This is a genomic window from Hamadaea tsunoensis DSM 44101, from assembly GCF_000428945.1.
GTDB lineage: Bacteria > Actinomycetota > Actinomycetes > Mycobacteriales > Micromonosporaceae > Hamadaea > Hamadaea tsunoensis.
This window is the reverse complement of record NZ_AUAX01000009.1, coordinates 96307-111207: the sequence shown is the minus strand read 5'-3', so window position 1 is coordinate 111207 and position 14901 is coordinate 96307. Positions and strand designations below refer to the sequence as shown.

Annotated in this window: 11 protein-coding genes; 4 read left to right on the top strand and 7 right to left on the bottom strand. The window is 71.4% G+C overall.

The window, feature by feature from the left end:
* Nucleotides 1-208: 208 nt before the first annotated feature.
* From G401_RS46580 to G401_RS0118360, 4 genes are read left to right on the top strand one after another with little or no spacing between them, the layout of a single operon-like run.
* On the top strand, nucleotides 209-1033 hold the full coding sequence (locus G401_RS46580; RefSeq protein ID WP_051366809.1) for a WecB/TagA/CpsF family glycosyltransferase: 825 nt from the start codon (nucleotides 209-211) through the stop codon (nucleotides 1031-1033).
* Nucleotides 1030-1998, top strand: a complete 969-nt coding sequence (locus tag G401_RS46575; RefSeq protein ID WP_051366808.1) for a glycosyltransferase family 2 protein — start codon at nucleotides 1030-1032, stop codon at nucleotides 1996-1998. Before G401_RS46580 ends, G401_RS46575 begins: the two co-directional genes overlap by 4 nt.
* The gene (locus G401_RS56775) at nucleotides 1995-2876 is read left to right on the top strand and encodes a glycosyltransferase (RefSeq protein ID WP_051366807.1); all 882 of its coding nucleotides are present in this window, start codon (nucleotides 1995-1997) and stop codon (nucleotides 2874-2876) included. Before G401_RS46575 ends, G401_RS56775 begins: the two co-directional genes overlap by 4 nt.
* A 5-nt stretch (nucleotides 2877-2881) precedes the next feature.
* Nucleotides 2882-3745: a DUF6492 family protein gene (locus G401_RS0118360; protein WP_051366806.1), complete on the top strand. Its 864-nt coding sequence runs from the start codon at nucleotides 2882-2884 to the stop codon at nucleotides 3743-3745.
* Nucleotides 3746-3965: 220 nt separating this feature from the next.
* Here the strand turns inward: G401_RS0118360 and G401_RS0118355 are convergent, their stop codons facing one another.
* The 7 genes from G401_RS0118355 to G401_RS0118325 all read right to left on the bottom strand — a co-directional run bounded on the left by G401_RS0118355 (nucleotide 3966) and on the right by G401_RS0118325 (nucleotide 14892).
* The gene (locus tag G401_RS0118355) at nucleotides 3966-5477 is read right to left on the bottom strand and encodes a hypothetical protein (RefSeq protein ID WP_211240772.1); all 1512 of its coding nucleotides are present in this window, start codon (nucleotides 5475-5477) and stop codon (nucleotides 3966-3968) included.
* Between the two features lie 228 nt (nucleotides 5478-5705).
* Nucleotides 5706-6653, bottom strand: a complete 948-nt coding sequence (locus G401_RS0118350; RefSeq protein WP_034592130.1) for a methionyl-tRNA formyltransferase — start codon at nucleotides 6651-6653, stop codon at nucleotides 5706-5708.
* Nucleotides 6643-7671 (bottom strand): hypothetical protein, encoded by a 1029-nt coding sequence (locus G401_RS0118345; RefSeq protein WP_034592128.1) that lies wholly within the window; start codon nucleotides 7669-7671, stop codon nucleotides 6643-6645. The genes G401_RS0118350 and G401_RS0118345 overlap by 11 nt, the downstream gene beginning before the upstream one ends.
* 37 nt (nucleotides 7672-7708) lie before the next feature.
* Nucleotides 7709-8137, bottom strand: a complete 429-nt coding sequence (locus G401_RS0118340; protein WP_027343663.1) for a hypothetical protein — start codon at nucleotides 8135-8137, stop codon at nucleotides 7709-7711.
* Nucleotides 8130-12455, bottom strand: a complete 4326-nt coding sequence (locus tag G401_RS0118335) for a fibronectin type III domain-containing protein (protein WP_084557318.1) — start codon at nucleotides 12453-12455, stop codon at nucleotides 8130-8132. The genes G401_RS0118340 and G401_RS0118335 overlap by 8 nt, the downstream gene beginning before the upstream one ends.
* Before the next feature lie 214 nt (nucleotides 12456-12669).
* Entirely contained in the window at nucleotides 12670-13788 is a 1119-nt protein-coding gene (locus tag G401_RS0118330; RefSeq protein WP_027343661.1) for a glycosyltransferase, read from the bottom strand.
* Nucleotides 13789-13791: 3 nt separating this feature from the next.
* Nucleotides 13792-14892 carry a glycosyltransferase family 2 protein gene (locus G401_RS0118325; protein WP_051366805.1) on the bottom strand — a complete coding sequence of 367 codons (1101 nt, stop codon included), beginning with the start codon at nucleotides 14890-14892 and terminating at the stop codon, nucleotides 13792-13794.
* Nucleotides 14893-14901: the final 9 nt, after the last annotated feature.

The following is a 14901-nucleotide window of genomic DNA, read 5'->3' as shown; positions in this document are numbered from 1 at the left end:
TAAATACCCCTCACATACCGAGCCTGAGCTGTGCTTTTTCTCCAAGGTCGAACCTTTCCGCCTCCCTACGTCGCCAAAGGATGCCAGGTCATCGGCCGTTCGGCCGTACTAGTCCGGCATCCGGACCAGGTTAGCTGGGCACTGGCGGAAACCGCCCTTATTCATGGATCACTGTCGAATTCTCACTGTCGGAATACGGATTGAGCGCATGACCGATAACCTGCCGGCCGCCCGGATTCTCCTGGGCGGCACCGTCGTGCATCTGCTCGAGCTGGACGGGGTCGTCGGCGCGGTCCGCGACCGCCTGACCGCCCCGGCTCAGCCCGCCCGGCCGCTGGCCATCGCCTCTGCCAACGTCGATCACATCCACCACTTCGGCAGCGCCGGCCAGGGCCGCGTCGACTTCGAGGCCGCCGGCCCCGCGAGCCCCGACTGGCTCGTCCTGCTCGACGGCGTCCCGCTCGTACGCCGCGCGGCCCTCCTGACCGGCCGGGACTGGCCGCTGCTCGCCGGGTCCGACCTGCTGCCGCTCCTGCTGGGCGTGGCCGAGTCGGCCGGCGCCACGGTCGGCTTCCTCGGCGGTACGCCGACCGGCCACGAGCTGCTCCTCGCCGCGCTCTCCGAGCAGCTGCCCGCGCTCAAGATCTCGGGCACGTGGGCGCCGCCCCGGGCCCAGCTGACCGACCCGAAGGGCGCCGCCGAGCTGGCCGCGACCGTGGCGGGTACGCGTACCGAGCTGCTCGTCGTGGGGCTCGGCAAACCCCGCCAGGAACGGTGGATCGCCGAGTACGCGCAGGCCAGCGGGGCTCGCGTACTGCTCGCCTTCGGGGCGGCGACGGACTTCATCGCCGGCACCGTCCAGCGTGCTCCGGCCTGGGTCCGCAAGGCGGGTGTCGAGGGCGCGTACCGGCTGGCCCGGGAGCCCCGCCGGCTCGCCCGCCGCTATATCGTGCAGGGCCCGCCCGCGCTGTACCGGCTCCGCAAGAACTCCCGGCTGGCCACCGAGTCCCCGGCGACCACGGAGGACAAGTGACCAACCCGATGCGTACGGCCGGGTTCGAACCGTCGGCGACGGTCGCGGTCGACTGCACCGTGATCACGGTGACGTACAACAGCGCCGACCGGATCGCCGGTCTGCTGGACACCCTGCCGGCGGCCGCCGACGGCCTGCGCGTACGCGTGATCGTCGTCGACAACGGCTCGCGCGACGACCTGCCTGCGGTGATGGCGAAGTACCCGGACGTGGTGTTCCACCCGACCGGGCAGAACCTGGGCTACTCCGGCGGGATCAACGCCGGGCGCGAACTGCTCGGCGAGACCGGCGCGGTGCTGATCCTCAACCCGGACCTGGAGCTGGCCCCGGGCAGCGTACGCAAGCTGCTGGCGGCCCTGCACGAGGACGGTGTCGGGGCGGCGGTGCCGCGGTTCGACGACGAGAACGGCGAGCCCTACCCGTCGCTGCGCCGCGAGCCGTCGATCGGCCGGGCGCTCGGCGACGCGCTGCTGGGCAAGAAGTGGCCGGACCGGCCGGCCGGGCTCTCGGAGATGATCTGGTCCCGGGCGCCGTACGAGCGGCCGGGCGACGTCGACTGGGCGACCGGCGCGGTGCTGGCGATCGCCTGGGCCGCCGACGAGCAGATCGGCGCCTGGGACGACGAGCGGTTCTTCCTCTACAGCGAGGAGACCGACTACGCGCGCCGCCTGCGCCAGGCCGGCTGGGCGATCCGTTACGTGCCCGACGCCGTGGTCACCCACGAGGGCGGCGCGTCCGGCGCGAGCCACGGCCTGGTCGCGCTCAACACGGTCAACCGCGTGCGGTACTTCGCGAAGTACCACGGCCGGTTCGCCACCTCCGTCTTCCGCGCCGTCGTCGCGCTCAACGAAGCTCTCCGCATCCACCGGCCCGCCAACCGGTACGCGCTGCGCGTACTGCTGTCGCGCAAGCGCTGGGCGGCGCTGCCCGGCGGCGACCGGCCCCAGCAGAAGGGACTGCGGTGACCCTCGCCTCGGTCGTCATCCCGGCCCACAACGAGTCGGCGGTCATCGCCGCCTGCCTCACCGAACTGCACCCCGCCGTCCTCGACGGCCGCCTGGAGGTCGTGGTCGTCGCCAACGGCTGCACCGACAACACCGCCGAGATCGCCCGGCGCTTCGCGGGCGTACGCGTGCTGGAGCTGGCGGAAGGCTCGAAAGTGCTCGCGCTGCGCGCGGGCGACAAGGCGGTACGCGCGCTCCCGCGGATCTACCTGGACGCGGACGTGGTGCTGCCGTTGCAGTCGGCGCTGACCGTGGCCGACCGTCTGACGCCGGAGATCCCAGGCGAGCAGCGACCGCTGGCCGGCCGCCCGCCGCTGGTCTACGACTCGGCGAAGTCGGTCGCGCTGGTCCGCCGCTATTCCCGGGCGCGCTCGCAGATGCCCGCCGTCCTCAACTCCCTCTGGGGCGCGGGCGTGTACGCACTGTCGGCTGCGGGTCGCGCCCGGTTCGACGAGTTCCCCGACCAGGTCGCCGACGACCTCTTCGTGGATCAGCTGTTCGGCACCGGTGAGATCGAGATCGTCGACTGCCCGCCGGTGACGGTCGCGCTGCCGCGGCGGGTACGCGATCTGCTCAAGGTGTTGCGCCGCACCTATCGGGGCAAGGCCGAACACCACCGGACCAATGCCGCCACCGCTCGGGAGACGTCCGGCGGGGCAGCCCGCGACGTGCTCAAACTGGTCCGCCAGGGACCCCGGGGCGCCATGGACGCGGCCACGTACGCCGGCCTCGTCGTCACCGCCCGGCTGGCGTACCGGGCCGACCGCAACGCGTCGTGGGAACGCGACGACTCCACCCGTTCCGGGACCGGTTCCGGGACCGCCGAAGGGTCACACTGAACACCATGGCCGACCGCCTCGCCGTCGTCACCCCGAGTTTCGCCGGGGACTTCGAGCTCAGCCGGGACCTGAACGCCTCCGTGCTCGCGTACGCGCCGCCGGACGTGCACCATCACCTCATCGTGCCGCGCCGCGACCTGGAACTGTTCGGATCGCTGAGCGGACCGCGTACGCACGTGCTCGACGAGACGGACTTCCTGCCCCGCTCGGTACGCCACCTGCCCGGCACGAAGTACTCGCTGAACCTGCGCCGGCCGTTCCCGCCGCTGCGGGGCTGGATCATCCAGCAGATCGTGAAGCTGGCCAGCGGAGCCGTCGACGCGGACACGCTGCTCCTGGTCGACTCGGACATCAGCTTCTGCCGTCCCTTCGGCCCTGACACCTTCGTCCGCGACGGCGTCGCCCGCTTCTACCGCAAGCCGAACGAGATCGACGACCGGCTGCCCCGGCATGTGCTGTGGCACAAGGCCGCCCGCGAGATGCTCGGCCTGCCGGCCGCGCCGCCGCCCTACCACGACTACGTCTCGTCGATCCTGGCCTGGGACCCGGCGATCCTGACCGAGATGTTCGCCCGCATCGAGAAGACGACCGGCAGCCCCTGGCCCACGGTCGTAGGCTCCCAGCTGCACTTCTCCGAATGGACCCTCTACGGCGTCTTCGTCGACGAGGTCCTCGGCGCCCGGGCCACGTCCTTCGCCTCCGACGACGCCCTCTGCCACACCTACTGGGACGACACCCCCCTGGACGACCAGACGGTACGCGACTTCCTCGGCAAGCTGTCCCCGACCGACGTCGCGGTCATGATCTCGGCCAAGTCCCGCACCCCCTTGGAAACCCGGCGAGCAGCCCTCAAGGAGTTCAACGCATAACCACGGCCGCAACCGCACCGCACTCGGCCCGCGACGTCCGGCAGTGCAAGATCAACAAATACGAAGTAATTGTTGATCTCTGTGCTGACGGACGTTGCACTATGGGGCCGAGTGCCCGGCACCGCCCGAAGGGCGGGCCCAGCAACAACCTTCCACCCCTAGCCCGAAGGCCCGGACCCCCAAAGGCCCGGACCCCCAAAGGCCCGGGCCGAAAACCCCGCTAGTAAGCGCCGCAGCTGGACCCGCCGTCGATGCGGTAGATGTGCACCGCGTTGGAGTTGGCGAACGTGTCGGAGAACGTTCCCCCGCTGATCGGGATCGACCGCCCCTCGTCCAGGACCGTGGCGTTGGCCGTCTTCCCGATGCAGGGCAGCTTGAACGTCTGCTTGCCCGTCCCCCCGTTGGACCCGGCCAGCAGGTAGAAGTTGCCGTTGTACCACTTCAGCGAGACGTCGACCCCCGCGCTGCCCTTCACCACGTTGTCCGCGAACGGCGCGTTGAGGACCGGCGCGAGCGCCTTGACCCGGGCGTTGACGGCCGTGACCGACTGCCGGATCGCCGAGTAGCAGCTGTCGCGCAGGGCGTGCTGCGTCTGGCAGTCGCCGGCGAAGCTGTGGTTGAAGTAGATGATGCCGCGGGCGCCGTGGATGAGGCTGCTCCAGACCGCCGCGGTCGCCTGCGCGCCCGTGATCGACGGCCAGTCGCCCTCGGTGAACGGGTGGCCCAGTTCGACGAAGGCCCACACCGGCTTGCTGCCCTTGGGCGACACCAGCGACCGGACCCGGTCGATCGTCTTGCCGTAGTTCGAGGCGCGGTGGCACTCGGCCGACGACAGCGTACGGTCGCCGAAGAGGGAGCCGCCTTCGGTCGGCGTACAGATGTTGTTGTCGGTGAACCAGTAGTTGTCGGCCGACAGCAGGTCCTGGTACGTGTTCACGAACTTGGCCGCCTGGCTGTCGCTCTGCCAGAACGTGATGCCCTTGCCGTAGTTGGCGTAGCGCATCCGCTTGTCGGCCGGCAGCTTGCCGCGCAGGGTCGACTGGACCGTGTACCCGCAGGACGCGTTGCCCGGGTTGCAGATCGTCCCGTCGCCGGGGTACTTGCCGGTCCAGGTCGCGCTGCCGGGGCCGCCCCACATGTCGGCCTCGTCGCTGAGCAGGTGGCCGACGAGCGCGTCGCCCGACCAGTTCTCCTGGTCGGTGATCGCGTACATGCCGGCCGCCTTGACGACGTCCAGCCGGCTGGAGTCGGTCAGCTCGACGTAGGTGTTCAGGCCGGCGGCCTTGTCCTTGGCCGTGTCGCCGCTGTCGCTGACGCTCTCGAACCACACCGCGACCGGGAAGAACGACGCGCTGGTCGGCAGGCCGGGCGAGAACTTGCCGTAGTAGCCGGTGCCGCCGTCGACCCCGCGCAGCTTGACCCCGGTGCCGCCCTTGGCCGCGGCCGTCTTCGACAACGAGGCCGCCGACGGTGACGGTGAGGCGGACGGTGACGCGGAGGCGCTCGGGCCCGCCGATCCGGACGGCAGGACCCCGCCCGGCGATCCCGGTACGCCCAGCGACGAGTCGCCGCCGGTCGCCGAGCGGTCGGCGTTGCCGTCGGACCGGTTGACCGCGAGGACGACGACGGTGGCGCCCGCGACGACGGCCGCGATCGCCGTCGTGATACCGATCATGCGTCCCATGCGTCGCCGGGGGCGTGGCTTCTTGTACGTCCACGTCTCGTTGGACATGACGACCCTTCGGTGAGGTACGCGAACGGCGTACGTGATCACAGACTTCGTCGGGCACATTTGATCACTGTGCGTCATCGACCTGGGCGCGCGAAGACTAGCAAGTCCAGCGTCTGGCGCGGAGCCCCCTTGACCGATTTCTGGCACTACCCGAAGCCGGATTCAGTCTTCCGTGCCTCCATGCTGGGCCGGTCGACCGGTTGCGCGGCGGACAGGCGGTGCGCCCGCTCACGCGAGCCGTGCTTCCAGTTCGGCGATCTTCGCCAGCAGGTCGGCCTGGCGCAAACCCAGCGTGACCTTCACCGACCGGATCAGGTCGCCCGCCCGGTGGCGTTCGCCGCGCAGGCGTACCTCGTGCAGGCGCAGGACGCCGTCGCCGGTGAGGACGTCCACCCAGCCGCCGGCCGCCGATCGTCCGACCACCCGGCCCGGGATCCGCCCGTCGAAGACCGGGGCGTCGTCGCGCGGCTCGGCCCGGTCGACCACCAGCTGCTCCAGCCCCAGGTACGTGTACGCCCCCGGGAACGGCGCGGTCAGCGCGCGGACGAGCCGGTCGGCGGCCACGGTCGGGCCGGACCAGTCGATCTCGCCGTCGGCGGGCAGCCGCGTACAGGCGTAGGTGGCGAGGTTTTCGTCCTGCTCGACACCGGTGTCACCGGCGATCCGGCGCAGGACCGCGTCGCCCAGGGCGGTCTCCTGCACGGCGTTGAGCCGGTCGTAGAGCTCGGTGACGGTGTCGCGCGGCCCGATCGGCACGTCCTGCGCGAACAGGATGCCGCCCGCGTCGAGCCCGGGGACCAGGCAGTGTACGGAGATCGTCGCGCTCGGCTCGCCGTTGATCAGCGCCCAGTTGACCGTGGCCCGGCCCCGGTAGCGCGGCAGCGGGGCGTAGTGCACGTTCACGAACGGCCGCCCCTCCAGCACCTCCGCCGGCAGGATCCGGTCATACGACGACACGACGACCGCGTCCGGCGCCAGCTCGTCCACAAAGGACTTCAGGGCGGCCACGGACGTCTCGGCGCGGACCGGGATGTCCAGCTTCCGGGCGGTCTCGACCACGGTGTCGTCGCCGGGCCGCAGCAGCCCCACGACCGAGCACCGCGCGAGCAGGCTGTTCAGCGCCGTCTCGGTGGTGGGGCCCAGGCCCACGAGTAGAACGCGCACCTCAGAGCTCATCGACATACTCCAGATCCGCCGCCGTCCGCTCGGCCGCCGGCTTCAGCAGCACCTCGCCGACCTTCAGCCCGCCGGACTGCAGGCGCACGATCGGCTCCGGCCCGACCTCCGAGGGCAGCACCGCCATGTGCCCGGCCCCGGGCGCCGTCGCGGGCCACACCGGCAGGTCGTACCGCGCCAGCTCCGCGCGGTCCAGGTCACCCCAATACTGCGCCACGAGTACGCCGGGCCAGCCGCTCGCGAGCCGTTCGACCTCGGCCGCCGAGAGCACCGATCCACCACGCGGCTTCTGCGAGACGAGCAGGGCGTCCGGAGCGTCCTGGTCGAGCAGGCCGGCCAGGGAGGCGGCCGAGGTGACCGTGGCGCCCGCACCTTCGAGGCCGCGGACGAGGTAGTCGTGGAACGGGTTGTCGCAGAGCACCGCGATCCGGCTCCGGTACGCCGGAACGCCCGCGTCGAGCAGCAGCTTCACGGCCATCAGGCCGAGGTAGGAGAACACGTCGACGTTCGGGTGCCGCTCGTTCGTGCCGTGGATCTGGACGCCCTTGGCGCGCAAGGCGGTCAGGTCGAGGTCGCTGCGCCCGGCTTCGGCCTCCCACGCCTCGAACATCAGCGGCACGACCGCCGTCGGCTTCATCGCGTCGATCAGGGCGCGGTCGATCGGGCGTACGTGGCCGGAGTTGGTGATGACGTCGGCGCGGGCCACGTCCGCGAGATCACGGGTCTCGGTGACGGTGATCCGGTCCGCGACGCCCGCCTCCTTGGCCAGGGCCATGGTCGTCGCCGCGATGTCGGCCGCCGTGCCGTACCGGGTGGTCTTCGTCCACGCCACGACCTCGGCCCCGGCCAGCGCGGCCAGGATCGGCGTCACGACGTACGGTCCGGTGGCCGCCTCGGTGAGCACGACCCGGCCGGCGAGGTCGAGCGAGCACTCGGCCACGGCCCGCCGCATCAGGCGCAGCAGGCGCGCGGTGGACAGGCCCGGCCGGTGCTCCGGCGCGGGTACGGCGTTCGACATGCGGTGTTCCTCCTGAGCGGTGACGGCGGCTACCGGACTAGGAGTGCCGGTGGCCGACCTCGGTGTCGTGGACGGTGGCCTTGGCTGCGCAGACGGCGTCGGCGGTGTCGCCGGTGACCGGCACGAGCGCGTGCACGGTGATCGTCTGCGCGGGCTTCACGAAGTTGCCGTAACTCAGGTTGGTCCCCAGCGGCGTCGTGCCGTGCGAGACACGCAGCAGCACCTCGTAGTTGTGCTCGACGACGTCGTCGTTGCGGATCGTGAAGTCGACCTGCGCGGCCCCGAACGCGCTCAGGTCGCACGCCTGCACCAGGGTCGTCACCCGGTCCGGATGCGGGGTGCTGTCGGGCCACAGCAGCACCCCGAGCACCGTCGCGAGCACGAGCACGAGGCCCTCGACGGCCAGCGGGCCGGCCCACCTCGGAAGGCGGACCGGCTCGCTGTCAGAGATGCGCTGGTCAGGCATGCTTGAAGACGACCGTCGCCATGAGCCAGACGGTAGCCGGGCCGGTGCCGGTCCCCGGTTGCGGGGTCGCGCCCGAGGCCACCGTCGCGTCCTGGATCAGCATGTCCCAGTTGCCGTTCGGGGACAGGTTCGTCCGGGACGCGTACGCGGCGTCGGCGGACAGCGCGGTGCCGAAACCGGAGTCGCCGTAGAAGGAGATCGCGAGTTCCCCGGCGGCCGTCGTCGGAGCAGTGGCGGCCGCGCGTACGGTGGCCGCTCCGCTCGTCGTGCCGGTGCCGGTGGCGAAGACGTCCACCGAGCCGGTGCCGGTGGCCGTCGACAGGCCGGAGTACTCCGCCACGGCGATGCCCAGGTCGGCGGTCTTCGGCGCGGTCGCGGTGATCGTCGGCTTCGTGCCGCCGGTCGCCACCACCGCCGTCCAGACGCTGATCTGCGCGTGGTCGCTCGCCGTGAACGAAGTGACCAGGGTGAACGTGTCACCGGCGTTGTCGGTGACCCCGGTGATCACGCTCGACGACGAGTTCCAGATGCCGACCTCGACGACGATCCGGTTGCCCGCGGTCGTGTTGTTGGTCATCGTCACGCCGAGGGTGGTTGCGCTGCCCGACTGCGTGGACTTCGCCTGGACGAAGGCCGGTGCCGGCACCGAGACCGTCGGCGTCACCGCGGCCGAGGCGGCCGAGGCGGGGCTGGTCCCGACCGCGTTCGTCGCCGTCACCGTGAACGTGTACGCCGTCCCGTTGGTCAGCCCGCTGATCGCGGCACTGGTCGTCGGGGGCGTACCGGTGACGGTGGTCGGAGTCTGCGCGGTGGAGCCGATGTACGGAGTCACCGTGTAGGACGTGAGCGCACTGCCGCCGTTGTTCGGGGCCGTCCACGTGACCGTCGCCGAGCCGTTCCCGGCGGTCGCCGAGACGCCCGTCGGGGCGCTCGGAGCCGTGGGCGCGCTGGTGGCCGCGGGCTTGAAGATCAGCGTACCGAGCAGCCAGTAGGTGTTCGGGCCGGTGCCGACGGCCGCGTTCGGGGTGTCCCCGGCCGCCACCGTCTTCTCCTCGGTCAGCAGGTCCATGTTGCCGTTGGGCGACATGTTGCCGCGTACCGTCCAGCCGGAACCGCCGGTCAAGCCGGTGTTGAAGCCCGAGTCGGCGTAGAAGCCGAGCGCCAGCGAATTGCTCGACGACGCCCCGGCCGTCGCGCCGGACGACACCGATCCGGCCCCCGACGTGAGGCCCGCGTTCGTGGTCTTCTGGTCGACCGCGGTCGCGTCGGCCACTGTGGACAGACCCGCGTACTCCAGGGCGCTGACGCCGACGTCGGCCGTCCCGGTCGCATGTGCGGTGATCTGCGGCTTCGTGCCCGCCCCGGCCGTGATCGGCGCGGTCCAGACGCTCTGCTCGGTCTGATCGCCCGCCTTCCAGCTCGCGACCTTCGTGAACACGTCGCCGGCGGTGTCGGTCACCGAGCTGATCGTCGCGTTCGTCGAGCTCCAGACGCCCGCCTGCACGATGAGCCGGTTGCCGGCCGTCAGGTTCGCCGTCGGCGTCACCGACAGGACGCTGGCCGCCCCGTTCTGCGTACTCACTTGTTGGATGAACGTGGGCGGTGGGACCGAACCGGGCGTCACGGCATTGGTGGCCGCGGAGGCCGGCGAGGTTCCGACGCCGTTCGTGGCGGTGACCTTGAAGGTGTACGCGGTGCCGTTGGTCAGCCCGGTGATGTTGACGCTGGTCGCCGGCGGCAGGCCGGACACCGTGGTGGGCGTCTGCGCGGTGGCGCCGATGTAGGGCGTGACCGTGTAGCCGGTGATCGGGCTGCCGGTGTTCTTCGGCGCGGTCCAGGCGACCGTGGCCGAGGCGTTGCCCGGGATGGCCGTGACGCCGGTGGGCGCGGCCGGCGCGGTCGGGTTGGCGGCGATCTGGATCATCTTGGCCATCGCCGGTACGCCCGCGCTGTTGAGCACGAACAACATGTAGTACCCGGGCGGGGCGAGGCCCGCCGAGGCCGGCGCGGTGACGTCGAGCGTGCCCGAGCCCTTGGTGAAGTTCAGCGGCACGAAGTGCTGGTTCATGTCCAGCTGGTGGGTGTCCGCGCCGAGCGAGACGAGGTTGACCGCCGAGATGTCGGCGGCGTCCGGGGTCCCGACGGAGAACGTCGAGCCGTAGGTGGTCCCGGCCGGCGACGAGGTGATGGTCGGGCGCGGCCCCGCCGACAGGTACGCCGGCGAGTAGTACTGCGCCGAGAACTGCCCGGGGTCACTGGCCTGGAACGGGTGCCCGCCGCCCGCGACCAGTACGCGCCCGTCCGGCATCAGCAGCGCGGTCGAGTGGTAGTTGCGGGAGACCGCCATCGTGGCGTCGTTCGTCCACGTCTGCGTGGCCGGGTCCCAGATCTCGGTCTGGAGCTGGCCGGTGGTGATGATGTGCTGGTCGGTGTCGGACGCGCCGCCGACCGAGAGCACCTTGCCGTTCGGCAGCATCGTCAGCGTGTGGTAGATCCGCGCGGAGTTCATCGGCGCGGTCTGCTGCCACTGCGGCGTCGCGGCGTTGAGGTCGATGACCGACGTGGTCTTGTACGACGGGCCGGCCGAGTTCACGTCCGCGCCGCCGCCGCTGTACATCACCTTGCCGGGCAGGTACATGACCGACGATCCATTGTGGATGCCGCTGGCCCCGCCGACCGGCGTCCAGGTCTTGGCGTTCACGTCGAGCAGGAACGAGTTGTCCTCGTTGGTGCCGATGGTGAACAGCTTGCCGCTGGGCAGCAGGTAGGTGAACGGGTACTCGGTCTCGTGCACCTGCGGGGTCGAGACGCCGGTCAGCAGCGTCCAGGTGTTGGTCGCCGGGTCGTAGATCTCCGGGGTGTCCGCCCAGTGCGTGTTCAGCGTGTCGTTGCCGCTGATCGCCACGTAGCGGCCGTCGGCCGTCTCGGTCACCGACGGGTACCAGCGCGCGTAGTGCATGTCCGCGACGCGGGTCCACGAATTGTTGGTGTAGTCGAAGATGTACGTGTCCGCGATGCCGAGATTCCCCGTCGTCGGTACGCCGTACCCGCCGGCCACCAGCAGCCGCCCGTCCGGCAGGCTGGCCGCGCCGTCGCAGAAGACGCTCGTCGGGGCGTTGAACGTGGTGAAGTTCGAGGGCTGCGCGGGGTTCCACACGACCGTCGGCTGCGGCTGCTGCCAGCCGTCCCACGCGACCGTGTTGCCGTTGGGCAGCAGGACGTTGCTCAGCGCCACGATCGGCCAGCTCTGCAGGGCCGCGAAGGAACCCGTGGTGCTGACCGCCGGGGTCACCGCCGCGGAGGCCGCCGACGCCGGGCCGGTGCCGATCGCGTTCGCGGCCGTCACCCTGAACGTGTACGCGGTCCCGTTCGTCAGCCCGGTGACCGTCGCGTTGGTGGCGGCCGGCGTACCGGTGACGGTGGTGGGGGTCTGCGCGGTCGAGCCGATGTAGGGCGTCACGGTGTAGGAGGTGATGGTGCTGCCGTTGTCGGCCGGAGCCGTCCAGGACACCGCCGCCTGCTTGTCACCGGGGGTGGCCGTCACGCCGGTCGGGGCGTCCGGCGCGGTCGCCGCCGCCGCCGGTACGCGGAACACCACGACCGCCGCCAGCCACACCGTGCTCGCACTGGTGCCGAAGGTGGCCGCCGGGGTCGCGCCGGTGTTGACGACGGCGTCCTCGACGAGCATGTCCATGTCGCTGACCTGCTGGACCTTGGCCCGCTGGGTGTAGCCGGAGCCGGCGGTCAGGGTCGAGCCGAAGCCCGAGTCGGCGTAGAAGCCGACGGCCAGCTCGTTCGAGGCGCTGACCGCGGTCGTCGCCGACGAGCTGACCGTGCTCGCGCTGCCGGTCGTCCCGGTGGCGTGCGACTGCCGGTCCACGACGCTCGCATCGGCCACAGTGGACAGGCCCGAGTACTCCAGCGCGACCAGGCCGATGTCGGCGGAGGCCGTCGCCGTGGCGGTGATGACGGGCTTGGTGCCGCCGGTGGCGACGACCGCCGTCCACACGCTCAGCTCGGTGTGCTCGGAGGCGGTGAAGCTCACCAGCTTCACGAAGGTGTCGCCCGCGTTGTCGGTCACGGCGGTGGCGGTGGCGTTGCCGGAGCTCCAGACGCCGACCTCGACGATGATGCGGTTGCCCGCGGCGGTGTTGGCGGTCATCGTCGCCGCGCGGGTCGCGCTGCCCTGCCCGTGCGCGGAAGCCTGCTGAACGAAGGCCGGTGCGGCCGCCTGCGCGGGGGTCGCGGCCACCAGCGAGGCGCCCACGAGGGCGGCCGTCGCGAGCACGACCGTGCCAGAACGGATCAAAGGAACCATGAGGGGGTTCGCTCCAAAGATGAGGAGGCTGTGGAAGATGCGCAGGGGTTCGCTGGCAGTCTGCCGTGAACGACTTCGTTGATTGATCTAACTGCTGATTGCCGACACCAGATCGCCCCCCGGTGTCGAGGTCCGGCCGTCCATTGCGCCGCGCGGGTTTGTCCGCGCGGCGGGGCAGCCTCCTCCGATCAGCTCCAGCCCTCTCCGATCAGCTCTACTGGAGGGAGAGGGCCTTCGCGAGGCGGTCCGCGCGGGCCGGCCAGGAGTGCCCCTCGGCGTACGCGCGGCGGGCCTCGAACAGCTCCGGCCGGGGATCGGCGACGGCGGCCACGACGGCCGCGGCGAACTCGGCCGGACCGGTGGCGACCTGGATGAACGGCGTGTCCAGCCAGCGCGTCGCGGGCAGGTCGGTGCTCACCACACTCCGCCCGGCGCCCAGGTACTCCAGCGTCTTCAGGGGGAAGGAGGCCCGGTTGAACTGGGTGTCCGCGTAGGGGGTCAGGCCGACGTCGATGACCTTCAGGTACGCGGGCATCTCCTCGTAGGGCTTGCGGCCGAGCCAGGAGACGTTCTTGCGCTCGACGAGCGCGGCGAAGCGCTCCGGCTCCCAGCGCGGGTCGACGGGACCGACGAGGAGCAGCGAAATGCCTTGCGCCGCAACGGCTTCGAGCAGATCCATGTCGATCCGGGCGGAGAGGTGGCCGACGACCCCCGCGATCGGGCCGGGAAGGTCCACATCGGCCGCCGGGGGCACGTTCGCCAGATCCGCGTACGCGGCCGTGTTGACCCCGTTCGGCAACGCGAAGACATCACGGGCACCGAGGGCCGCCCAGTGCTCCTCGACCAGCGGCGAGACGCAGGCGACCAGGTCGGCGAGGCGGGCGGACTTCGCCTCCAGGGTCCGGACGTGCTCGACGTCCAGCCCCATCAGCTGCGCGCCGGCCACGAAGTCGTCGGTCGCGTACAGGACGTCGCGGACGCCCTCGCCCCAGCCGCCGAGCAGGCCGCCGAGGCGGCAGTCGACCACGGCGTACGGGCGGCGGTCCAGTTTGGACAGCGCCCAGCCGATCTGGCGCCGCACGATCGGGCCGACCGCCTGGCGTACGCCGACCCGGGTGTGAAACGGCGGGACGACGGTCACGAGATGGCTCATGGGCTCGCCGATCCCGGTCAGCTTCGGGGTGAGCTGGCCACCGGAGCGCAGCACCGACAGCGGCGGGTCGACGAACAGCACGTCGGCGTGGCGCAGCAGGGCCGTCGCGAGCAACCGGTCCGAGCCGGCGAGCCCTTCCCACGGCGTACCGGCGCAGAAGACGAGGAGGGGGCGGGCCACCGGTCAGACTCCCGTCCGCAGCCAGCGCCGGTACGCGGCATCGCGGCGCAGCCGCCGGACGGCCACCGTCGCGACGAACCCCGGATTGAGCGGCGCCAACTTGGCCCCCACGAGCTGCCGCCGGCGCAGGGCCCGCCACTGCGGCAGCCGCTGGGCGTCCGGCGACGTCTCCAGGGCGAAGGCGATCAACTCGTCGACGCCGTGCTGCTCGGTCAGCCCCCGGTCGTACGCGTGCGACGCGCTGGTCAGGGCCTCGGCGGCGAGCGTACGCCGGGACAGGTCGTGCAGGGCGGGGCCACCGGGCAGCCGGCCGCCGGGGCCGCCGAAGACGGCGTCGAAGACGGTCCGGCGCTCGCGCAGGTCGAGCAGCAGGCCGCCGCCGTCGTTCACGCTCATGCTGCCCGCGTGGTCGCGGTGGAACGCCTGGTCGGCCCCGTCCACCCGGCCGACGTCCGACACCGAGGCGGTACGCAGCCACATCTCCATGTCCTGCGCGTACTTCAGGCGGGTGTCGAGGGCGCCGACCTCCTTCATCACGCTGCCCCGGACCATGGCCTCGGGCGTGGTGATGCAGTTGACGCCCAGCTTGCAGCGCCGGGCCACCCAGTCCACCCCGGCCCAGACCGTCCAGCCGGTCGGCTCCTGCCGGGAGGTCTCCGGCACGTCGGTCGTGAAGTGCACCGGGTGCCCGTACACGAGCCCGACGTTCGGGTGCGCCTCGAACAGGGCGGTCGCCCGGGCCAGGGAACCCGGCGTCAGCAGGTCGTCGGCGTCCAGCCGGACGATGTACTCGCCGGTCGCCACCGCGTACCCGTTGTTGAAGGCGACGACGTGGCCGGTGTTGCGCGGGTTGTGCACGACCTTGACCCGGGAGTCGGCCGCGGCCAGCTCGTCCGCGATCGCCCCGCTGTCGTCGGTGGAGGTGTCGTTGACGATCACGAGTTCGACGTCCACCCCCTCCTGCGCCAGTACGCTCAGCGCGCTCGCCCGCAGGAAGTGGCCGTAGTTGTAGCACGGGGTGATGACCGACACGAGCGGCCGGCGCCCGGCGGGCAGGTCCGGTACCGGAGCGGCCGCACGGACGATCGGTTCGAGGCGCGTCACTGGAAGATC